General features: G+C 75.7%; 21 protein-coding genes. 12 read left to right on the top strand and 9 right to left on the bottom strand.

Features of this window, described 5'->3' with window-relative positions; genetic code table 11:
* Positions 1 to 394: 394 nt before the first annotated feature.
* Positions 395 to 1027: an alpha-ketoglutarate-dependent dioxygenase AlkB gene (locus tag ACI78R_RS18695; RefSeq protein ID WP_457041843.1), complete on the bottom strand. Its 633-nt coding sequence runs from the start codon at positions 1025 to 1027 to the stop codon at positions 395 to 397.
* 40 nt (positions 1028 to 1067) lie between these two features.
* Positions 1068 to 3293 carry a RecQ family ATP-dependent DNA helicase gene (locus ACI78R_RS18690; protein WP_457041842.1) on the bottom strand — a complete coding sequence of 742 codons (2226 nt, stop codon included), beginning with the start codon at positions 3291 to 3293 and terminating at the stop codon, positions 1068 to 1070.
* A gap of 78 nt (positions 3294 to 3371) precedes the next feature.
* On the opposite strand from ACI78R_RS18690, the gene ACI78R_RS18685 reads away from it, so the two are divergent.
* Entirely contained in the window at positions 3372 to 4190 is an 819-nt protein-coding gene (locus ACI78R_RS18685; RefSeq protein ID WP_073422224.1) for a PHP domain-containing protein, read from the top strand.
* A 2-nt stretch (positions 4191 to 4192) separates the two neighbouring features.
* Here the strand turns inward: ACI78R_RS18685 and ACI78R_RS18680 are convergent, their stop codons facing one another.
* Positions 4193 to 4633, bottom strand: a complete 441-nt coding sequence (locus ACI78R_RS18680; protein WP_073422223.1) for an SRPBCC family protein — start codon at positions 4631 to 4633, stop codon at positions 4193 to 4195.
* A 124-nt stretch (positions 4634 to 4757) separates the two neighbouring features.
* Between ACI78R_RS18680 and ACI78R_RS18675 the strand changes: the two genes are divergently transcribed.
* Together ACI78R_RS18675 and bar are read left to right on the top strand one after the other, a co-directional pair.
* Positions 4758 to 5711 (top strand): carbamate kinase, encoded by a 954-nt coding sequence (locus ACI78R_RS18675; protein ID WP_454553438.1) that lies wholly within the window; start codon positions 4758 to 4760, stop codon positions 5709 to 5711.
* 13 nt (positions 5712 to 5724) lie between these two features.
* Complete coding sequence (bar, locus tag ACI78R_RS18670) at positions 5725 to 6828, top strand: barbiturase (protein WP_457041841.1); 1104 nt, start codon at positions 5725 to 5727, stop codon at positions 6826 to 6828.
* Between the two features lie 97 nt (positions 6829 to 6925).
* Here bar and ACI78R_RS18665 read toward each other — a convergent pair whose 3' ends face one another.
* Positions 6926 to 7705: an SDR family NAD(P)-dependent oxidoreductase gene (locus tag ACI78R_RS18665; protein WP_457041840.1), complete on the bottom strand. Its 780-nt coding sequence runs from the start codon at positions 7703 to 7705 to the stop codon at positions 6926 to 6928.
* Positions 7706 to 7885: 180 nt separating this feature from the next.
* Here ACI78R_RS18665 and ACI78R_RS18660 point away from each other — a divergent pair, with 180 nt between their 5' ends.
* Positions 7886 to 8998, top strand: a complete 1113-nt coding sequence (locus tag ACI78R_RS18660) for a PP2C family protein-serine/threonine phosphatase (RefSeq protein ID WP_457041839.1) — start codon at positions 7886 to 7888, stop codon at positions 8996 to 8998.
* 3 nt (positions 8999 to 9001) lie between these two features.
* On the opposite strand, the gene ACI78R_RS18655 is transcribed toward ACI78R_RS18660, so the two are convergent.
* Entirely contained in the window at positions 9002 to 9424 is a 423-nt protein-coding gene (locus ACI78R_RS18655) for an organic hydroperoxide resistance protein (RefSeq protein ID WP_073422219.1), read from the bottom strand.
* A gap of 69 nt (positions 9425 to 9493) precedes the next feature.
* Between ACI78R_RS18655 and ACI78R_RS18650 the strand changes: the two genes are divergently transcribed.
* Complete coding sequence (locus ACI78R_RS18650; RefSeq protein WP_336033730.1) at positions 9494 to 10066, top strand: TetR/AcrR family transcriptional regulator; 573 nt, start codon at positions 9494 to 9496, stop codon at positions 10064 to 10066.
* Here ACI78R_RS18650 and ACI78R_RS18645 read toward each other — a convergent pair.
* Entirely contained in the window at positions 10052 to 10597 is a 546-nt protein-coding gene (locus tag ACI78R_RS18645; RefSeq protein WP_457041838.1) for an RNA 2'-phosphotransferase, read from the bottom strand. The genes ACI78R_RS18650 and ACI78R_RS18645 overlap by 15 nt on opposite strands.
* A gap of 72 nt (positions 10598 to 10669) precedes the next feature.
* Between ACI78R_RS18645 and ACI78R_RS18640 the strand changes: the two genes are divergently transcribed.
* Genes ACI78R_RS18640 through ACI78R_RS18630 form a run of 3 tightly spaced genes read left to right on the top strand, consistent with a single transcriptional unit; the run spans position 10670 to position 12647 of the window.
* Positions 10670 to 11338: a 3-oxoacid CoA-transferase subunit A gene (locus tag ACI78R_RS18640; protein WP_457041837.1), complete on the top strand. Its 669-nt coding sequence runs from the start codon at positions 10670 to 10672 to the stop codon at positions 11336 to 11338.
* Positions 11335 to 12009 (top strand): 3-oxoacid CoA-transferase subunit B, encoded by a 675-nt coding sequence (locus tag ACI78R_RS18635; RefSeq protein ID WP_457041836.1) that lies wholly within the window; start codon positions 11335 to 11337, stop codon positions 12007 to 12009. Before ACI78R_RS18640 ends, ACI78R_RS18635 begins: the two co-directional genes overlap by 4 nt.
* A 50-nt stretch (positions 12010 to 12059) precedes the next feature.
* Positions 12060 to 12647 carry a hypothetical protein gene (locus ACI78R_RS18630; protein WP_454553430.1) on the top strand — a complete coding sequence of 196 codons (588 nt, stop codon included), beginning with the start codon at positions 12060 to 12062 and terminating at the stop codon, positions 12645 to 12647.
* Positions 12648 to 12668: 21 nt separating this feature from the next.
* Here the strand turns inward: ACI78R_RS18630 and rpsD are convergent, their stop codons facing one another.
* Positions 12669 to 13271 carry a 30S ribosomal protein S4 gene (rpsD, locus tag ACI78R_RS18625; protein ID WP_457027634.1) on the bottom strand — a complete coding sequence of 201 codons (603 nt, stop codon included), beginning with the start codon at positions 13269 to 13271 and terminating at the stop codon, positions 12669 to 12671.
* A 67-nt stretch (positions 13272 to 13338) separates the two neighbouring features.
* Here rpsD and ACI78R_RS18620 point away from each other — a divergent pair, with 67 nt between their 5' ends.
* Positions 13339 to 14094 carry a DUF2470 domain-containing protein gene (locus tag ACI78R_RS18620; protein ID WP_457041835.1) on the top strand — a complete coding sequence of 252 codons (756 nt, stop codon included), beginning with the start codon at positions 13339 to 13341 and terminating at the stop codon, positions 14092 to 14094.
* An 18-nt stretch (positions 14095 to 14112) separates the two neighbouring features.
* Here ACI78R_RS18620 and ACI78R_RS18615 read toward each other — a convergent pair whose 3' ends face one another.
* Positions 14113 to 15546 carry a DUF1116 domain-containing protein gene (locus ACI78R_RS18615; RefSeq protein WP_457041834.1) on the bottom strand — a complete coding sequence of 478 codons (1434 nt, stop codon included), beginning with the start codon at positions 15544 to 15546 and terminating at the stop codon, positions 14113 to 14115.
* Entirely contained in the window at positions 15543 to 17057 is a 1515-nt protein-coding gene (locus ACI78R_RS18610; RefSeq protein ID WP_457041833.1) for an FdrA family protein, read from the bottom strand. Before ACI78R_RS18610 ends, ACI78R_RS18615 begins: the two co-directional genes overlap by 4 nt.
* A gap of 184 nt (positions 17058 to 17241) precedes the next feature.
* Here ACI78R_RS18610 and ACI78R_RS18605 point away from each other — a divergent pair, with 184 nt between their 5' ends.
* From ACI78R_RS18605 to ACI78R_RS18595, 3 genes are read left to right on the top strand one after another with little or no spacing between them, the layout of a single operon-like run.
* Positions 17242 to 18744 (top strand): uracil-xanthine permease family protein, encoded by a 1503-nt coding sequence (locus ACI78R_RS18605; protein WP_457041832.1) that lies wholly within the window; start codon positions 17242 to 17244, stop codon positions 18742 to 18744.
* The gene (locus ACI78R_RS18600; protein ID WP_457041831.1) at positions 18741 to 19628 is read left to right on the top strand and encodes an FAD binding domain-containing protein; all 888 of its coding nucleotides are present in this window, start codon (positions 18741 to 18743) and stop codon (positions 19626 to 19628) included. The genes ACI78R_RS18605 and ACI78R_RS18600 overlap by 4 nt, the downstream gene beginning before the upstream one ends.
* Complete coding sequence (locus ACI78R_RS18595; protein ID WP_245794794.1) at positions 19625 to 20161, top strand: (2Fe-2S)-binding protein; 537 nt, start codon at positions 19625 to 19627, stop codon at positions 20159 to 20161. Before ACI78R_RS18600 ends, ACI78R_RS18595 begins: the two co-directional genes overlap by 4 nt.
* Positions 20162 to 20195: the final 34 nt, after the last annotated feature.

The raw sequence follows: 20195 nt of genomic DNA, 5'->3' as shown, positions 1-20195 counted from the left end.
CCTGACAGATCGCGATATCAATCAACCAAAGGAATCCCAAGACCCGACCGGTGACACCGACCAGGCCACGGGGTTATTACTTGGCACTGACTTTCGGCACGCTGTTGAGTTCTCAAGGAGCGGACGCGCTCGTACCCCGGCCTTTTCGGCCTTCGTTCGAGGCGGTGTCCTCACCATACACCGGCTCCGCAGCGGTCCGGCCTCGGGGGCCTTCCCGGCGGTTTCCCAGGCCTTGCGGCCCGGTCCGTTCTCGCTCGGTGCAGGGAGAACATTACACGCCCTCCGAGGGGTCGTGCAGGGGGGGTCCCCGTGGCCCTCGCCACGCCCTCGGAGACCGGGCGGAGGAGGCCTCGGCGCCGCGCCCCAGGCCCGCAGCCACAGCGGGACGCGGGCGTCAGGCGACGCCGGCCGGGCGGAACTGGACGCTCACCCGCGGCCCGACGGGACGCGTCGTCTTGGGGATGCAGTGCTCCCACGTGCGCTGGCACGAGCCACCCATCACCACGAGGTCGCCGTGCCCCAGCGGGAAGCGCAGCGTCTCGCCGCCCCCGCCCGACGGGCGGAGCAGCAGCGGCCGCGGTGACCCGAAGGACACGATCGCCACCATCGTGTCCTCGGTGCGGCTGCGCCCCAGCCGGTCGCCGTGCCACGCGACGCTGTCCCGCCCGTCCCGGTAGAGGCACATGCCGGCGGTGACGAAGGGCTCCCCGAGCTCGGGTGCGTAGTGCACGTCGAGGGCGGTGCGCGCCTCGGTGAGCAGCGGGTGCGGCAGCGTCTCGCCGCGGCCGTACCAGCGCAGCAGCCGCGGGACGGCGACCTCGCGGTCGTACATCTGCCGGCGGTCGGCCCGCCAGCCGATGTCGCCGAGCAGGACCTCGAGGACCTCGTCGGAGCCGGCGACCCACCCGGGGAGGTGGTCGACCCAGGCCCCGCGACCGAGGACGTGCCGCCGCACCCGGCCCCGCAGCGGCGTGAGGGCGGCCTCCTCGGCGACGTCGAACATCGACGGCTGGTGCGCGAGCGTCATGCCGAGCAGGCTAGCGGTGTTCGAACGTGTGTACGAGCCCCTAGGCCGCGAGCGCGAGAGCGAACGGCAGCACCCGGGACGCGCCGGCCAGCCGCAGCTCCCGCCCGGCGACGGTCATCGTCCAGCGGGAGTCGGCCAGGTCGTCGACGAGCAGCACCGGCACGGGGCCCAGCTCGGCCAGCCGGGACCGCAGCTCCGGGCCGACGACGATGCGCTGCCAGACCCCGGCCAGCCGGAAGGCGCTGTTGCCGCCGGGACCGCCCGTGGGGCCGCCGTGCGCGAGCGACAGTTCCCCGAGATAGGGCAGCCGCCCCACCCGGGCCAGGCCCTGCGCCACCCCGGACACCAGCCGCGGGCGCCGGCGCGACGGGACGGCGACCACGGCAGCCGGGCGCTCGGCCCAGTCCCAGGCGCCGAGGACGCGGGCGCAGGCGCGGAGCAGCTCGTCGTCGGGCGGCACGTCGGACACCGAGCGCTGGACCGGGACGTCGAAGGCGGCGTCCGGGTCCTCCTCGAGGCCGGGCGCCTCCAGGTCGAGGGTCACCGTGCCGCCCACACCGTCGTCGCCGAGCAGGGTGCGCAGCTTCTGCCCCCAGCCGAGGTCGGTGAGCCGGGCGACGGCGCGGCCGGGGTCGAGCTGCTCGCCGGCGGCGATCTTGCCCTTGACCTCGACGCCGAGGCGGTCGGCGCCGGTGGGCCACTGCGCCCGCGGGGCGAGCTCCACGCCGGGGCGGTCGAGCGCGGCGGAGGCCGCCTCCGCGGCGCCCTCCGGGACGTCGGTGGGGTACCAGGGGCCGGCGCAGACGTCGCAGCGCCCGCACGGGGCGGCCGTCGGGTCGTCGAGCGCCTCCTGGAGGAAGGCCATCCGGCACCGCGCCTCGTCGACCGGCTTCGCGTAGGCGAGCATCGCCCGCTGCTCGGCCTCCCGGGTGCGGGTGACGCGGGCGTAGCGGTCGGCGTCGTAGACCCACGGTCGGCCGGTGGACCGCCAGCCGCCCTGCACCCGCTCGACCGCGCCGTCGACGGCGAGCACCTTGAGCAGCAGCTCGAGCCGGGAGCGGCGGACGTCGGCCACGGTCTCCAGGCGGGCGACCGACCACGCCTTGCCGTCGGCCATCGCCGAGAGCACCGCGGCGGCGTGGTCCTCGCGCGGCATGGAGGAGGTGGCGAACCACTGCCAGATGGCGAGGTCCTCCGGGCCGGGCAGGAGCATCACGTCGGCGTGCTCGACGGCGCGGCCGGCGCGGCCGACCTGCTGGTAGTAGCTGACCGGCGACGACGGCGCCCCGAGGTGGACGACGAAGCCGAGGTCGGGCTTGTCGAAGCCCATGCCGAGCGCGGAGGTGGCCACGAGTGCCTTGACCCGGTTCTCCCGGAGCGCCTCCTCGGCCTCCTTGCGGTCGGCGTCGTCGAGGCGGCCGGTGTAGGCGCGCACGTCGTGCCCGGCGTCGCGCAGGAGCCCCGCCGTCTCCTCGGCCGCGGCGACGGTGAGCGTGTAGACGATGCCGCTGCCCGGCAGGTCGCCGAGGTGGGCGGCCAGCCACGCCAGCCGGGCGCGGTCGGTGGGCAGCCGCAGCACGCCCAGGCGCAGCGAGTCACGGGCCAGCGGGCCGCGGACCGTCGTCACCCCGACGCCGCCGGCGCCCAGCTGCTCGGCCACGTCGGCGACGACCCGCTCGTTCGCCGTCGCGGTCGTGGCGAGGACCGGGGTGCCGGCGGGCAGGGTGCCCAGGAGGTCGCGGATGCGGCGGTAGTCGGGGCGGAAGTCGTGGCCCCAGTCGGAGACGCAGTGCGCCTCGTCGACGACGAGCAGGCCGCAGCGGGCGACCAGGCCGGGCAGCTGCTCCTCGCGGAAGCGCGGGTTGGTGAGGCGCTCCGGGGAGACCAGCAGGACGTCGACCTCGTCGGAGGCCAGGCGCGCGGCGACGTCGTCCCACTCGGTGGCGTTGGCGCTGGAGATCTCCACGGCGCGGATGCCGGCGCGGGCCGCGGCGGCCACCTGGTCGCGCATGAGCGCGAGCAGCGGGCTGACCAGCAGGGTGGGGCCGGCGCCGCGGCGGCGCAGCAGCGCGGTGGAGACGAAGTAGACGGCCGACTTGCCCCAGCCGGTGCGCTGCACGACCAGGGCCCGCTCGGAGCGCTCGACGAGCGCGGCGACGGCGGCGTCCTGCCCCTCGCGGAACTCCGCGCCCGGGCGGCCGGTCAGCTCGCGGAGGACGGCGAGGGCCTCGTCGGCGACGGGAGCGGAGGGCGCGGCGGTGCTCATGGCACCCGACAGTAGGTGCGTCCCCCGACAGCGGGACCGTGTGAGCGCGACCTGGGGACGGCGGGCAGGATGGGGACGATGCGACCGCCGGACAACCACGTGCACACCGGGTGGTCGTGGGACACCCCCGCCTCGGTCACGATGGCCCGCGCGTGCGAGCGGGCGGTCGCCCAGGGACTGCCCGCGATCGCCTTCACCGAGCACCTCGACTTCACCGTGTGGGGGCCCGACGACCGCGCCACCACCCTCGGCCTGGTCGACCGGCACGCCTCCCGGCACGAGCCGATCGACAGCGAGGGCTACTGGGCCGAGCTCACCGAGGTGCGCGAGCGGTTCCCCGAACTGCGGATCTGGTCCGGCGTCGAGGCCGGCGAGCCGCACCTGTTCGCTTCGAGCGTCGCGGCGCACCTGCGGGACGCACCCGTCGACCGGATCCTCGGGTCGCTGCACTCGCTGTCCGACGGCGACCGGCTCTACGGCGTCGGCCAGCTGCTCTACACCGACCCCGACGCCACGATGCGCCGCTACCTCGGCGAGATCGTCGACATGGTCGAGAGCAGCGACGTCTTCCAGGTCCTCGCCCACGTCGACTTCCCGCGCCGCTACTGGCCCGGCGGGTCGCACCGGTTCGTGGAGAAGGACTACGAGGAGGAGTACCGCGCGGTGTTCCGGGCGCTGGCCGGCACCGGGCGGGCGCTGGAGGTCAACACCAGCAGCCCGCTGGCGTCCGCCGACCAGGTGCGCTGGTTCCGCGAGGAGGGCGGCGAGGCGGTGAGCTTCGGCAGCGACGCCCACCAGCCCGGCGCGGTCGGGCAGCGCTTCGACCTCGCCGTCGACGTCGTGGAGGCCGCCGGCTTCCGGCCCGGGCGGGACCGCTTCGACTTCTGGCGCCGCTGAGCTCAGGCGGCCGCCCGGTCCAGGGCGGCGCGCCACGTCCGGGGGAACGCGACGGGCCCGAGGAGGCGCTGGAGGAGCAGCACGGCCCTCCCGCGGAGCCCGCGGCCGCCGGAGTGGTGGAAGACGACGTCGACGTGGCTGCCGCCGTCGTCCCGCGCGGTGATCCGCACCTCGCCGCTGCCCCGGTCGCAGTGGTCGCTGTCGAGCAGCGTCCAGGTGACGCGGTCGGGGGTGGGCCACTCGTAGCGCAGCAGCACCCACAGCCGGACGCCGGCGCTGCCCTCGCGCAGCACGGCCCACCCCTCGCCCGCCTCGCGGACCTCGTACTTCGCCGGGTCCAGCGTGCGGGACCAGATCTCCAGCCGCCGGTCGCCGACCGCGGTGAGGGCGTCGAGCACCTGGGCGGGCGTGGCGCGGGTGTCGAGGTCGAAGTGGACGCGCATCGCCGGCTCCCTCCGGACGGCCCCCGCTCCCGCCGGGATCGTCCCGCGCCCGGGCGCCCAGCGGGAGGTGCCGGCTCCCGCCAGGTACTTCACCGCTAAGAGAAACGCCGCTAGGGTCGCCGGGGTGACGTCCCGCCGCGTGGTGATCGCCCTCGGGGGCAACGCCATGACCGGGCCCGACGGCTCGGCCACCCCCGAGGCCCAGCGCACCGCGATCCGCGAGGCGGCCGGCCACGTCGCCGAGGTGGTGGCCGCCGGCGTCGAGGTGGTGCTCACCCACGGCAACGGCCCGCAGGTGGGCAACCTGCTGGTGAAGAACGAGCTCGCCGCGCACGTCGTGCCGCCGGTGCCGCTGGACTGGAACGTCGCGCAGACCCAGGCGACCATCGCCTTCACCGTGGCCGACGAGCTCGACGCCGCCCTGGCCGCGCGGGGCCTCCCCCAGCGCACCGCCGGGCTGGTCACCCGCACCCTGGTCGACGCCGCCGACCCACACCTCGCCGAGCCGTCCAAGCCGGTGGGCCGCTTCCTCCCGCGCGAGGAGGCCGAGCGGTTCCTCGCGCTGGGCCAGGTGTGGGAGGACCGCGGCCCGCGGGGCTGGCGGCGGGTGGTCGCCTCGCCCGAGCCGCGCTCGGTCGTCGACTCCCCCGCGATCCACGCGCTCGCCGCGGCCGGCTTCGTCGTCGTCTGCGCCGGGGGCGGGGGCATCCCGGTGACCGACGACGGCGGGGACGGCGCCGCGCTGCGCGGCGTCGAGGCCGTGATCGACAAGGACCTCACCGCGGCCGTCCTGGCCCGCGACCTGGACGCCGACACGCTGGTCATCGCCACCGACGTCCCGAACGTGATGGTCGACTTCGGCACGCCCGCGCAGCGCCCGCTCGGCCGGGTCACGGTGGCCGAGCTCCGCGCGCACGCCGCCGACGGCCAGTTCGCCCGGGGGTCGATGGGCCCCAAGGTCGAGGCCGTCCTCCGCTTCGTCGAGGCGGGCGGCGAGCGCGCCGTCGTCACCTCGCTCGAGAACATCGCCGACGCCGTCGCCGGGGACGCCGTCGGCACCGTCCTCACCACCGACTGAACAAGGAGCGCACGTGCCCGCACCGATCGAGGTCCGCAAGGTCCCGCTGCACAACGTGAGCGACGCCAGCGAGCTGGCCAAGCTCATCGACGACGGCGTCATGGAGGCCGACCGGGTCGTCGCCGTCATCGGCAAGACCGAGGGCAACGGCGGCGTCAACGACTACACGCGGATCATCGCCGACCGCGCCTTCCGCGAGGTGCTGATGGAGAAGGGCACCCGCAGCAAGGAGGAGGTCGCCGAGATCCCGATCGTGTGGTCGGGCGGCACCGACGGCGTCATCAGCCCGCACGCGACGATCTTCGCCACGCTGCCCGAGGACGCCGTCGAGAAGACCGACGAGCCGCGGCTGACCGTGGGCTACGCGATGAGCGACGTCCTGCTGCCCGAGGACATCGGCCGCATCTCGATGGTGGAGAAGGTCGCCGAGGGCGTGCGCCGCGCGATGGAGGCCGCCGGGATCACCGACCCGACCGACGTCCACTACGTGCAGACCAAGACGCCGCTGCTGACGATCGAGACGATCCGCGACGCGAAGAACCGCGGCAAGGACACCTACTACGACGAGCCGCACGGCTCGATGGACCTGTCCAACGGCACGACGGCGCTGGGCATCGCGGTGGCGCTCGGCGAGATCGAGATGCCGGAGCAGTCGCAGGTCATGCGCGACCTGTCGCTGTTCAGCGCCGTCGCCTCCTGCTCGTCGGGCGTGGAGCTGGACCGGGCGCAGATCGTCGTCGTCGGCAACGCCCGCGGCCACGGCGGGAAGTACAAGATCGGCCACTCGGTGATGAAGGACGCCCTGGACCAGGACGGCATCTGGGACGCCATCCGCCAGGCCGGGCTCGACCTGCCGGAGCGGCCGCACGTCAGCGACCTCGGCGGCCGGCTGGTCAACGTGTTCCTCAAGTGCGAGGCCGACCCGACCGGCTACGTCCGCGGCCGGCGCAACGCCATGCTCGACGACTCCGACGTCTTCTGGCACCGGCAGATCAAGGCCACGGTGGGCGGCGTCGCGGCGTCGGTGACCGGCGACCCGGCGGTGTTCGTGTCGGTGGCGGCGGTGCACCAGGGCCCCTCCGGCGGCGGCCCGGTCGCCGCGATCATCGAGGCCTGACGGAGGACCCCGTCCTCCCCACCCCTCGCACGCTCGGGGCGGTGCCCTGGACGGGGCCGACGGGGGACCGCAGCGCATCGGGCCTGCGGTCCCCCCGTCAGGGCAGGATCGCGTCGACGTAGCCGCCGTCGACGCGCAGCGCGCCGCCCGTCGTGGCCGACGCCAGCGGCGAGGCCAGGTAGACGCACATGTTCGCGATCTCCTCGGGCTCGATCAGCCGCTGCAGGAGCGACGCCGGCCGGTGCTCGCGCATGAACGTCCGCTGCGCCTCGTCCCAGGGCAGGTCCCGCCCCACGAGGGAGTACACGAAGTCCTCGACGCCGCCGGTGTGCGTGGGCCCCGCGATCACCGAGTTGACGGTGACGCCCGACCCGGCGGCCTCCTTCGCGAAGCCCCGGGAGACCGCGAGCAGCGCCGTCTTGGTGACGCCGTAGTGCACCATCTCGGCCGGGATGGCGACCGCCGAGTCGCTGGCGATGTACTGCACCCGCCCCCAGCCGCGCTCGCGCATCCCGGGCAGCCAGGCGCGGGTGAGCCGCACGGCGGTGAGCACGTTGGTCTCGAAGTAGCGGCGCCACTCGTCGTCGGTGATCTCCAGCGCCGGCCGGGCGCCGAAGACGCCCAGGTTGTTGACCAGCACGTCGGCGTCGGGCACGGCCGCGAGCAGGGCCGCCGTCCCCTCGTCGGTGGTCACGTCGCCGGCGACGGTGCGCACCTCGCCGTCGATCCCCGCCGCGGCGTCCTCCAGCCTGGCGGGGTCGCGGCCGGTGAGGACGACGGCGGCGCCGGCCGCCGCGAGGCCGGTGGCGATGGCCAGGCCGATGCCCTGGGACGAGCCGGTGACGACGGCGGTGCGGCCGGAGAGGTCGATGCGCACGGGACTCCTCGGTCCTCGACGGGAGCGCGCGGTCAGCGCGCGGTACGGACCGAACAGCCTCCGGCGGACGCGGTCGTGTTCCCGGCGCCGGCCACGCGCCGTCCTCGGCGGCGACGGCCCGGCCGATCGGGCGGCGCCCCGTAGGTTGGGCCGACCAGGGGACGGCGGTCGGAGGCGTGGGTGGACGGGGTGCTGCGGTCGCACGGCCTGCCCCTGCTCTTCCTCCTCGGGCCGGCGGCGGTCGACCTGGCGCTCGGGCCGGAGCAGGTGATCCTGGGCCTGGTGGCCGCCTCGCCGCTGGTCGCGGCGACGCTCACCGGCCGGCGGGCGACCGGCGCGTACGGCGTCCTCGCCGTCCTCACCGCGGCGCTGCTCGGCGTCTACGACCGTCAGTACGAGGGGGACGCCGTCCCCGCGCAGCTGGTCCGGCTGGCGCTGGTGACGGCCGCCGCGCTGGTCGCCCTGGGCGCCTGCACGCTCCGGGTGCGCCGGGAGGCCGACCTGCAGCGGCTGAGTGCCGAGGCCGCGTCGGCGCGGGCGTCCCTGGCGCTCGGCGAGACGCTGCAGCGGCACCTGCTGGGCCCGCCGCCGGTCGTGCCCGGGCTGGCGTCGGCGGCGCGCTACCTGCCGGCGCTGCGCGGCACCCGCGTGGGCGGGGACTGGTACGACGCCGTCCCCGCGGCCGGCGGCGGCACCGTGCTGGTGGTCGGCGACGTCGCCGGGCACGACCCGCAGGCCGCGGCCGCGATGGCCGAGGTGCGCGGGATGCTGCGGGCGGTGGCCGTGGACGCCGCCTCGCCCGCGGGCCTGCTCGGCGCCCTGGACCGGGTGATGGCGCACCCGGCGGCGCCGGCGATGGTGACCGCGGTCGTCGCCACGGTCGAGCCGGCCGGGGACGGCGCGCGGCTGCGGTGGTCGAACGCGGGACACCCGCCCCCGGCGCTGGTCCGGGCCGACGGGTCGGTGCGGCTGCTCGAGCGGGACCCGGAGCGGGCGCTCGGGGTGAGCGCCGGGGCACCGCGGACCGACGCCGAGCTGGTGCTCCGCCCCGGCGACTCGCTGCTGCTCTACACCGACGGGCTGGTGGAGCGGCGGGGCGGCTCGCTCGACGACGGCAACGCCTGGCTCGTGGGTGAGCTCGGCCGGCACGCCGCGGACCCCCTGGACGAGCTGTGCGACCGGCTGCTGGCCGGCGTCGGGGGCGCCGCCCGGCACGACGACGTCGCGTTGCTCGCCGTGCGCGTGCCCGGACCGGGATCCCCGGCCCGGGCACACGGGACGGTCAGGCGGTGACGGTCAGGCGGTGACGGTCTCCAGGGCCACCGGGACGTTCCCGCGGGTGGCGTTCGAGTAGGGGCACACCTGGTGGGCGGCCTCGACGAGCTCCTCGGCGGCCGCCTGCTCGATGCCGCCGAGCTCGACGCGCAGGGTGACCTCGAGGGCGAAGCCGCCGGCGTCGTCCGGCCCGATGCCCACCTCGGCGGTGACGGCGGAGTCGGTGAACGTCGCCCCGCGCTTGCGGGCGACGAGCTTGAGCGCGCCGTGGAAGCACGCGGCGTAGCCGGCGGCGAACAGCTGCTCCGGGTTCGCCCCGCCGCCCGGGCCGCCCATCTCCTGCGGCACGGCCAGGTCGAGGTCGATCCCGCCGTCGTCGGTGCGGGTGCGGCCGTTGCGGCCCTCCCCGGTGGCGGTGGCGACGGCGGTGTAGACGGCGGACATGGGCCCTCCCAGCAGGTAGACAGAACGGTCGTTCTGCCGACGACCGTACACGGCGGTACCGTCGTCGGCATGACCGCCGCGGTGCGCCCCTCCGAGGCCCGGGACCGCCTGCTCCGGACCGCGTCGGCGCTCTTCTACGCCGAGGGCGTGCGCGCCGTGGGCGTCGACCGGGTCGTCGAGGAGGCCGCGGTCACCCGGGCCACCTTCTACCGACACTTCCCCGGCAAGGAGGACCTCGTCGTCGCCTACCTCGACGGGGTGGACCGCGCCGTGCGCGAGGCGGCCGGCGAGGTCCCGGACGACGCCGACGGCGCCGCCGCCTGGCTGGAGGCGCTCACCGGCCGGCTCGGCGACCAGCTGTGCGGCGACGGCTTCCGCGGCTGCGCGTTCATCAACGCCGCGGCCGAGTACCCCGACCCGGCCAGCCCGGTCCGGCGGGCGGTGCTCGCCCACCGCGCCTGGCTGACCGCCGCCGTCGCCGGGGCGTTCCGGCGCGCCGGCCACCCGGCGCCGGAGGAGGCCGCCCGCCGCTGGCTGGTCCTGCGCGACGGCGCGATGGTCGCGGGGTACCTCGACGGTGGCCCGGCGAGCTCCGCGACCCTCGCCGCCGGCGTGCGCGACCTGCTCTCAGAGCGTCCGTAGGTACCGCGGCGGCACGGCGTCGACCAGCCAGACGCCGTTGGCCGAGCGGGTGAAGACGGCGCCGTCGCGGGACATCGCCGCCGCGTCGACCGCGAGGACGGCGGCCCGCCCGCGGCGCTTCCCGACCGTGCGGGCGGTCGCCTCGTCGGCGCTCAGGTGCACCGCGTGCCGCCGGCCCGGGCGCAGCCCCTCGGCGAGGACGGCGGGCAGCACGCGCACCGGCGTGCCGTGGAACAGGACGTCCGGCGGCTCCTGCGCGGCGTAGCCCAGCTCGACCGGCACGCTGTGACCCTGGCTGGCCCGGATCCGGGTGCCGGTGCCGTCGAGGGCGAACCGCTGCTTGTCGTTCGCCGCCACGACGGCGTCCAGGTCGGCGCGCGACAGCGGCAGCCCGTGTGCGGCGAGGGCGTCCAGCAGGGCGCCGACGTCGGCCCACCCGGCGCCGTCGAGGGTCAGCCCGACGCTGTCGGGGCGGTGCCGCAGCACGTACGAGAGCCGCTTGCTCACCCGGACGACGTCGCCCCGCTCCACCCCGCCAGCCTCGCCGGTCGGCCGGGGCGGTCGCCACCCGTTAGCGTCGGGCCGGCAGAACGGAGGGTGCGGGTGATCGACAAGCGGGTCGCGTCCCTGGCCGAGGCCGTCGCGGGCATCGCGGACGGCGCGACGGTCCTGGTCGGCGGGTTCGGCGCGTCCGGCGTGCCGGTGGAGCTGGTGCACGCGCTGCTGGACCAGGGGACCACCGACCTCACCGTGGTGACCAACAACGCCGGGTCCGGCGAGACCGACGTCGCCGCGCTGCTGCGCGAGCGCCGGGTGCGCAAGATCGTCTGCTCCTACCCGCGCTCGACCGGGTCGGTGTGGTTCGAGGAGCGGTGGCGGGCCGGCGAGGTCGAGCTGGAGCTGGTCCCGCAGGGCACGCTGAGCGAGCGGATGCGGGCCGCGGCGGCGGGGCTGGGCGGGTTCTTCACCCCGACCGGCGCCGACACCCGGCTCGCCGAGGGCAAGGAGGTGCGGGTGATCGACGGCCGGCGGCACGTGTTCGAGGAGCCCCTGCCCGGCGACGTCGCCCTGGTCAAGGCCGCGCGCGCCGACCGCTGGGGCAACCTCGTCTACCGCACCGCGGCGCGGAACTTCGGCCCGACGATGGCCGCCGCGGCCGCGCTGACCGTCGTCCAGGTGGACGAGTTCGTGGAGCTCGGGGAGCTCGACCCCGAGGTGGTCGTGACGCCCGGGATCTTCGTCGACCGCGTCGTCCGGGTGGGTGCGGCGTGAGCCTCGAGGGGCGTCTCGACATGCGGGCGGTCGCCCGGCGGGTGGCCCGCGACATCCCCGACGGCTCCTACGTCAACCTCGGCATCGGGCTGCCGACGCTGGTGGCCGACTGCGTGGGCAGCGACAAGGAGATCGTCTACCACTCGGAGAACGGCATCCTCGGCATGGGCCCGGCCCCCGCGCCCGGCGCGGAGGACCCGGAGCTCATCAACGCCGGCAAGCAGCCGGTGACCCTGCTGCCGGGCGGGGTCTTCTTCCACCACACCGACGCGTTCCTGATGATGCGCGGCGGCCACGTGGACCTGACCGTGCTCGGTGCCTTCCAGGTGTCGGAGGCCGGAGACCTGGCCAACTGGGCCACCGACGACGCCTCGCACCCGCCGGCCGTGGGCGGCGCGATGGACCTCGCCGTCGGGGCGCGGCGGGTGCTGGTCATGACGTCGCACACGACGAAGGCGGGCGAGCCGAAGCTGGTGCCGCGCTGCAGCTACCCGCTGACGGCGGCCGGCGTCGTCGACCGGGTCTACACCGACCTCGCCGTCCTCGACGTCACCACCGAGGGCTTCCTCGTCCGCGAGATGGTGGCCGGCCTCGACCCCGACGACCTGCAGGGGGCGACGGCGGCGCGGCTGACGTTCGCCGCCGACCTCGCCGTGCTCGACCCGTCCTGACCCGGCGGGCCTCCCCTGCGGAGGGTGGCCGTCTGCCTACCCTGCGTCGCATGTCGTTCCTGTCGCGGCTGCGCGGCGGCCCGTACGAGGTGCCGCCGCTGCCCTACCCGTCCGACTCGGCCGAGGGCCTGGCCGCCCGCTGGGTGCAGTGGGTGGCCTCCGCCGGCACCGAGCGCGACCCCATCGAGGACACGACCGGCGAGCACGCGGGCCACAACCAGCCCGACGACGTCTTCTTCCTCGCCGGGTCCTACGGGAAGGTCCTGCACCGGCGCTGCGTCGTGCCCGGCGGCCGCGACCTGTTCCTGCCGGTATTCAACTACTGGAACAGCCCGGCGGTGGGCCCGCCGGAGCGGGCGGGCGACGCGTGGGGCGCGCTGACCCTCGACGGCGTCGACCTGGAGCCGCTGGAGATCACCACGCCGGTGCCCTTCGTCGTCGCCGGTGCCCTGCTCAACCCGGTCACCTTCCGGCGCAAGCCGATCCCGGTGACCGTGTGGGGCCTGTGGGCGCGCGTCCCGGCGCCCGCCCCGGGCACGCACCACCTGCGCGTCGTCGCCGGCGACGGGCACGCCTTCCGGCTCGACGTCGGCTACCAGCTCGAGGTCGCGCCGGTCGGGGCCATCCGCAGCTCCTGACCGGCGCGGACCCCGCCGTGCTCAGCGGGAGTAGTACTCCACGACCAGCTGCTCCTCGCAGATCACCGGCACCTCGTCGCGGGCGGGCACCCGCTCGACCCGGGCGGTGAGGTCGGCCAGCCGCACCTCGAGGTAGGCCGGCGGCTGCGCGTGCGCACCGGAGGCCGCCACCTGGAACGGCTCCTTGGTGCGCGAGCGCTCGGCGATGGAGATCCAGTCGCCGGGGCGCAGCCGGTAGGAGGGACGGTCGACGCGGCGGCCGTTGACCAGCACGTGCTGGTGGGTGACGAACTGGCGGGCCTGGTAGATGGTGCGCGCGAAGCCGGCCCGCAGCACCGTGGCGTCCAGGCGCGACTCGAGGTCCTGGATGAGCGCCTCGCCGGTCTTGCCGCCGGTGCGCCGGGCGCGGTCGAACGCGCGACGCAGCTGGGTCTCGCTGACGTCGTACTGCGCGCGCAGCCGCTGCTTCTCCAGCAGCCGGGTGGAGTAGTCGCTCTGCTGCTTGCGCTTGCGGCCGTGCTCACCGGGCGGGTACGGGCGACGCTCGAAGTAGCTGACCGCCTTGGGCGTCAGGGCCAGGCCGAGCCGGCGGCTGAGGCGCACCTTCGGGCGCGGGGTGTTCATCCGGTACCTCCGTCGAGAGAGTTAGGTTAGGTTCACCTTACCCACACGCCGAGACCCGAGGTGAGCGATGACCGTCCCCCGCACCGGCCCGGGCACCACCGGCATCCCGCAGCCGCCACCGGCCGAGCGCGCCCGCACCGTGGCCGCCCGCCCGTCGGCCGCGCTGCACGCGGTGGGGCTCGGCGCGGTCGAGCTGTCGCTGGCCGCGACGACGGCGTCCGGGCAGGTGTACGTCGTCGTCCCCGCCGCCGGGCGGCTGGCGACGGCGCTGCGGGAGTCCCCCCTCGGCGACCTCCCGGCGCGGCTGACGGTCACCGACCGGTCGCCGTTCCCGCTGCAGCACCCGGTGCGCGGGCAGGTGGAGCTGTCCGGCTGGCTGACACCGGTGCACCCGGCCGGGGTCCAGCCGGCGCTGCTCGACCTGGCCGACGTGCGCCCGTCCGACGCGCTCCTCGACGTCGGCCTGCGCGCGCTGCTGGTGCGCCTCGACCTCGCCGAGGTGGTCCTCACCGACGGCGGCGCGACCACCGAGGTGGACCCCGACGACTTCGCGGCCGCCCGCCCCGACCCGCTCGCCGCGGCCGAGGCCGGCCTCGCCGCCGAGCACGGCGCGGCGCTGACCCGGCTGCTGGCCCGGGTGCAGGCGTGGGCCGGCCCGCGCGACGACGTCCGGCTGCTCGGCCTCGACCGGCACGGCGTGCGCTTCCGCGTGGAGGCCCGCCGCTCCTGCTACGACCTGCGGGTGCCGTTCCGCGAGCCGGTGAGCGACGGCGCGGGCGTGGGCGCGGCGCTGGACGTCCTGCTCACCTGCGGCCCCGCGTAGCGGTCAGCGCACGACGACTCAGGCGGCGGCGCGCGCCTCCTCGGCGAGCGCGGCGAGGGCGCCCTCGAAGCACTCCCGCGGCGGCTGCACGAGCCCGGCGCCCACCTGGCCGGTGCCGGCCACCCGCCCGGCCATGCCGGTGTTGATCTGCGGCAGCCAGCCGGTGCGCGCCACGGCGAGGACGTCGATGCCGGTCGGCGCGCCGCGGAACCCGAGGATCGGGATGGCCATCGCCGGGTTCTCGGCCAGGGTGAGCTGGTACATCCGCTCGGTGGTGGCCAGCGCGTCGGGCACGGTGCCGCCCACGAAGCGCACGATCGCCGGCGCCGCGGCCATCGAGAAGCCGCCGACGCCGTAGGTCTCCATGATCGCGGAGTCGCCGATGTCGGGGTTGGCGTCCTCGGGGCCGTAGTCGCCGAGGAACAGGCCCACCGGCGTCTGCGCCGGACCGGTGAACCAGCGGTCGCCGGTGCCCGCCGTCTGCACGCCGAACTCGGTGCCGTTGCGCGCCATGACGGTCACCAGCGTGGAGCCCGGCACGTCGCGGGCGGCGTCCATCGCGAGCTTCGCCGTCGGCATGCCGAGGTTGAGGAAGAAGTGCTCGTTGCCGCCGATGAAGCGCAGCGCCGCGGCGACGTCGTCGGACGGTGCGTCGAGGGCGGCCAGCGCCGGCGACAGCTCGCGCAGCGTCATCAGCGAGCCGGCGCGGTTGCGGTTGTGCCCCTCGTCGCCCATCTGCAGCATCTGCGCGAGCACGGCCTTCACGTCGAGCGGCTCGGCCATCGAGCGCACCGCGCGCGCCAGCAGCGGGCCGAGGACGTCGCGCATCCAGGCCAGCCGCGTGAGCACCTCCTGGTTGAAGGCGCCCATCCGCAGCACCTTGCCCAGGCCCTCGTTGAGGTTGCAGTAGGCCCGGCCGCCGTTGACCGGGTCCTCCAGGCACCACGCCCACATCGACGGCGAGGTCACCCCGGCCATCGGGCCGACGGCGGAGCGGTGGTGGCACGGCTCGAGCTCCACGCCGCCCGACGCGAGCAGCGCCTCGGCCTCCTCCACCGTCGACGCCCAGCCCTCGAACAGGCAGGCGCCGACGAGCGCCCCGCGCATGGGGCCCGACGCGGCCTCCCAGGTCAGCGGCGGGCCGGAGTGCAGCAGCGTGCGCCCCTCCATGCCGAGCACCTCGCGGGCCGGGCGGACGTCGACCAACACCGACCCGGCCGCGAGCACGCGCTCGACCGCCGTCCGGTTGGCCGCGGCGCGGCGCGGGTCGAGCGCCAGCGCGGTCAGGTCGGCGGCGTCGCCGAGGCCCGGCGGCCGCCAGTCGACGTCGGCCACGGACACGCCCTGGGCGCGCAGCGCGCCCGAGAACACGTCGACACCGGCGGCCACGACGGCCGGCGGGCCGTCGAGCAGTCCTCCGAGCGCTCCGGTCGAGGTCCCGGTCGTCGTCACGATGCGGCTCCCAGCAGGTCGAGGGCGTACCGCGTGGCCGCGGCGTTGGAGGCGAAGACGGCGGCGCCGGCCGCGGCGAGGGCGTCGGCCTGGCGGCTCCAGCCCTGCGGGTCGGCCTCGGTGCCGACCAGCGCGACGACGACCGGCAGGTGCGCCCGCGCGCGGGCGGCGGTGAGCGCGGGGACGAGGGCGGCGGCCGGGTCGGCGTCGGCGCCGTACCCGAGGACGACGTCGAGCAGCAGCACCGCGGGCTCGCCCGAGGCGGCCAGCCGCTCGATCGCCTCCAGCCGCAGCGTCGGGTCGATCATCGGGTGGGCGCGGCCGACGGTGAGCGCGTCGTCGCCGAAGTCGACGACGAGGTGGCCGCGGGCGGACAGGTCCTGGGCGGCCGGGTCGAGAGCGAGGTCGAGCTCGGGACGCAGCGGGGTGTTGGAGCGGACGTCGCCGAGCACCGGCGCGGCGATGAGCATCGCCTCGTCGGCCAGGGTGCCGCCGGAGTAGAGGCCCTTGAGCACCGCGCCGGGTGAGGCGGCCTCGGCCGGCCCGGGGCGGGAGGGCCACACCGGGACGTCGAGCCCCATGTCGCCGAGCAGCGCCTCCACGGCGGCGGTGAGGTCGGGCGTCTCCGGCGAGAGGGCGGCCGAGCGCACCGGCGTCGCCAGCTCCCCCGACACCCGCGCCACCTCCGCGGCCACCGACGGCGCCGGGGGCTTGGAGACGACGAGCACCCGCTCGGTGGCGGGGTCGGCGTCCAGCGCCGCCAGCGCGTCGAGGGTCGCCAGCCCGCCCACGGCCTCGGACAGGTCGCGCCCGCCCACGCCGATCACGTGCGAGACGCCGACGCCGGCCGCGTCGAGCAGGCAGGACACCTGCTGCGCGCCGGTGCCCGAGGCGGCGACGACGCCGACCGGGCCGGGGCGGACGACGTTGGCGAAGCCCAGCGCGACGCCGGAGACGATCGCGGTGCCGCAGTCGGGGCCCATCACCAGCACCCCGGCGGCGCGGGCGGCGCGCTTCAGCGCCACCTCCTGCTCGACCGGGACGCCGTCGGAGAAGACCAGCACGCTGCGGCCGGCGGCGATCGCGTCGGCGGCCTCGAGCGCCGCGTACTGCCCCGGGACGCTGACGATCGCCAGCGCGCCGGCGTCGTGGCCGAGGTCGTCGAGGCCGGCGCCGACCGTGCGGGCCGGCTGGGCGTCGGCGGTGGCCCGCGTGCGCTCGCGCTCGGCCAGGGCGGCGTCGACGGCGGCCACCGCGGCGGCCAGCGCGTCGTCGTCGACGGCCCGGACGGCGATGAGCAGCTGGTCGGGTGCGGCCGCCTGCTCCGGCGCCAGGCCCATGCCCTCGGCGAGCTCGACGTTGAGCGGCGTGGCCATCGCGACCAGCACCGCGGTGACGCCGTCGCGGGCGCCGACGTCGCGGCTGACCTGCATCAACCGGACGGAGTCGGCGTAGACGCCGCTGCGCAGGGAGACGTGCCGGACGCCCGCTGCGGGCCCAGGATCGCTCACCTCGCCGACCGTACCGGCAGATGCCTCAGCGGTGAGATATCGCCAGCGCAACGATCTTGTTGCACCGGGAAGATTTAGCGCTGAGGCACTTCCCCGCCCGTGAGGCGCGTGACACTGTGACGGCCTCCCGGGGGGTGGCGGCACCTCCCGGGCCGCATCGGCTGTGCCTCGCGAGGAGGACCCCATGGCGTTCGGTTGGAAGCTCTACGGCGACGGGAAGACGCCACCGCTCGGTGAGGCGGTGGCCCCCGACGAGCGGCTGTCCTGGCCGCTCACCGTGGGCATCGGCGCCCAGCACGTGGTCGCGATGTTCGGCGCGACCTTCGTCTTCCCGCTCATCATGGGCCTGGACCCGAACCTCGCGATCATGATGAGCGGGATCGCGACGATCGTCTTCCTGCTCATCGTCAAGAACCGGGTACCCAGCTACCTGGGCACCAGCGCGGCCTTCGTCGGCGGTGTCGCCGCGATCCGCGCCAACGGCGGCGACTCCGGCGACGTCGTCGGCGCGCTGCTGGTCGCCGGCGTCGTGCTGGCCCTGGTCGGCCTGGTCATCCACTTCGCGGGCCTCGGCCTCATCAACAAGGTGCTGCCGCCGGCCGTCACCGGCGCCGTCGTCATGCTGATCGGCTTCAACCTGGCCCCGGTCGCCGCGGGCGTCTACTGGCCCCAGGACCAGTGGGTCGCGCTCGCCACGATGGCGTTCGTCATCGTCGCCTCGCTGGCGCTGCGCGGCTTCCTCGCCCGCATCGCCATCCTGCTCGGCCTGGTCTTCGGCTACCTGCTGTCGATCCTGCTCGACGCCACCGCCGGCCAGATCACCTCGCCCGACGGCACCGGCGCCGTGGTCACCCGCGACCGGATCGACTTCGACTCGGTCGGCCAGGCGGACTGGTTCGGCCTGCCCGACTTCACCGCGCCGAGCTTCTCGCTGAACTTCAGCCTGCTGGTCATCCCCGCCGTCATCGCCCTGGTCGCCGAGAACGTCGGCCACGTCAAGGCCGTGGCCGAGATGACCAAGCGCGACCTCGACCCGGTCATGGGCCGCGCGGTCTTCGCCGACGGCGTCGGCACCGTCATCGCCACCTCGGTCGGCGGCTCCCCGACGACGACGTACGCCGAGAACATCGGCGTCATGGCCGCCACCCGGGTCTACTCGACCGCCGCCTACTACGTGGCCGCGATCGTGGCGATCCTGCTGGGCCTGATCCCCAAGTTCGGCGCGCTGATCAACATCGTCCCCGGGGGCGTGCTCGGCGGCATCACCGTCGTCCTCTACGGGATGATCGGCCTGCTCGGCGCGAAGATCTGGAAGGAGAACCGGGTCGACTTCGCCAACCCGGTCAACCTCGTCCCGCTCGCGGCCGGGATCATCATCGGCATCGGCAACGTGACCCTCACCTTCACCGACGACTTCTCGCTCAACGGCATCGCCCTGGGCTCGATCGTCGCCGTCGTCGGCTGGCACATCGCCCGCGCACTGGCCCCGGCCGACATGAAGGCCGCGCTCCTGCGCGAGGGCTCGGTGCCGGAGAGCGCGTCGTCCCTGGGCCACCACGGCGCCGGCCCGGCCGGCGGCCCGGCCGGCGGCTACGCCGACCCGCGCGGTGGCACCGACCCGTCGTCGGTCGACGAGGTGGGCCGCCCCGGCACCGGTACCCGTCGCAAGGACATGCTCGAGAAGTGAAACCCGCTCCCTTCCGCTACGCCGACCCCCGGTCCCTCGACGAGGCGCTCGACCTCCTGTCGGACGAGACGGGCGCCAAGGTGCTCGCCGGTGGCCAGTCGCTGCTCCCGCTGCTGGCCATGCGGCTCGCGGCGCCGGCCACGCTGGTCGACCTCAACCGGGTGCCCGGCCTCGACACCGTCGAGGCGACCGGGGACGGCGTGCGGGTGGGCGCCCTGGTCCGCCACGCACGACTGCTCCGCCAGACCCCCGACGCGCAGGCCGCCGCCCGGGTCCAGCCGCTGCTGGCCCGGGCGACGGCCAACGTCGCCCACCCGGCGATCCGCAACCGCGGCACGACGGTCGGCTCGATCGCCCACGCCGACCCCTCCGGCGAGATGACGTCGGTGCTCGCGCTCACCGGCGGCTCGGTGACGGTCGCCACGCCGGCCGGCCGGGAGACCGTCGGCTGGCAGGACCTGTTCGTCGGCCCGCTGGAGACCTCGCTCGCCGGCGGCGCCGTCGTCGTCGACGCCTTCTTCCCCGCCCTGCCCGAGCGCTCGGGCACCGCCTTCGCCGAGATCGCCCGCCGCAAGGGCGACTACGCCGTGTGCGGCGCCGGCGTCGTCGTCACCCTGGACGAGGACCGCCGGGTGTCCGCCGTGCGGGCCTCCTACATCTCCGTCGGGCTGGTGCCCGAGGTGCACGACCTCACCGAGGCGGTGGCCGGCGCGCCCGTCGACAGCGCCGACTGGGCCGCGGCCGGCGCGCTCGCCCGCACCCTCGTCGACCCCGACACCGACATCCACGCCAGCGCCGACTACCGGCGGCTGCTCGTGGGCGTCCTGACCGAACGCACCCTGGCCGACGCCGCCGCCGAGGCCGTGCAGAGGAGCGCCGCGTGACCACCTCGATCGATCCGCCGCAGGTCGACAGCGAGCGGACCGTCTCCGTGACCGTCAACGGCGTGCACCGCGAGGCCACCGTCCCGGTGCGCCGGGTGCTGTCGGACTTCCTCCGCGACGACCTCGGCCTGACCGGCACGCACGTGGGCTGCGCGCACGGCGTCTGCGGCTCGTGCACGGTGATGGTCGACGGCGACCCGGTGCGCTCGTGCCTGGTGCTCGCCGTCCAGGTGCAGGGCGCGCAGGTGACCACCGTCGAGGGCCTGGCCCGCGACGACCACCAGGGCGGGCAGGTGCTCCACCCGGTGCAGGAGGCGTTCCGCGAGTGCCACGCCCTGCAGTGCGGCTTCTGCACGCCGGGCTTCCTCGTGACGATCGCCGCCGGGCTCGAGGCCCGCGACGCCGCCGAGGAGATCACCGAGGAGGAGGTCGACGAGCTCGTCGGCGGCAACCTCTGCCGGTGCACCGGCTACGCCAACATCAAGAAGGCCGTCCGGCACGCCGCCGCCACGATGCGGGAGGACGCCCGGTGAGGGCCTTCGTAACGCCATCGGCCCCAGGGGACGC

The sequence above is a fragment of the Geodermatophilus sp. SYSU D01106 genome (assembly GCF_054049995.1).
The sequence above is the reverse complement of the archived record's forward strand: the minus strand, read 5'-3'. Positions and strand labels throughout refer to the sequence as shown.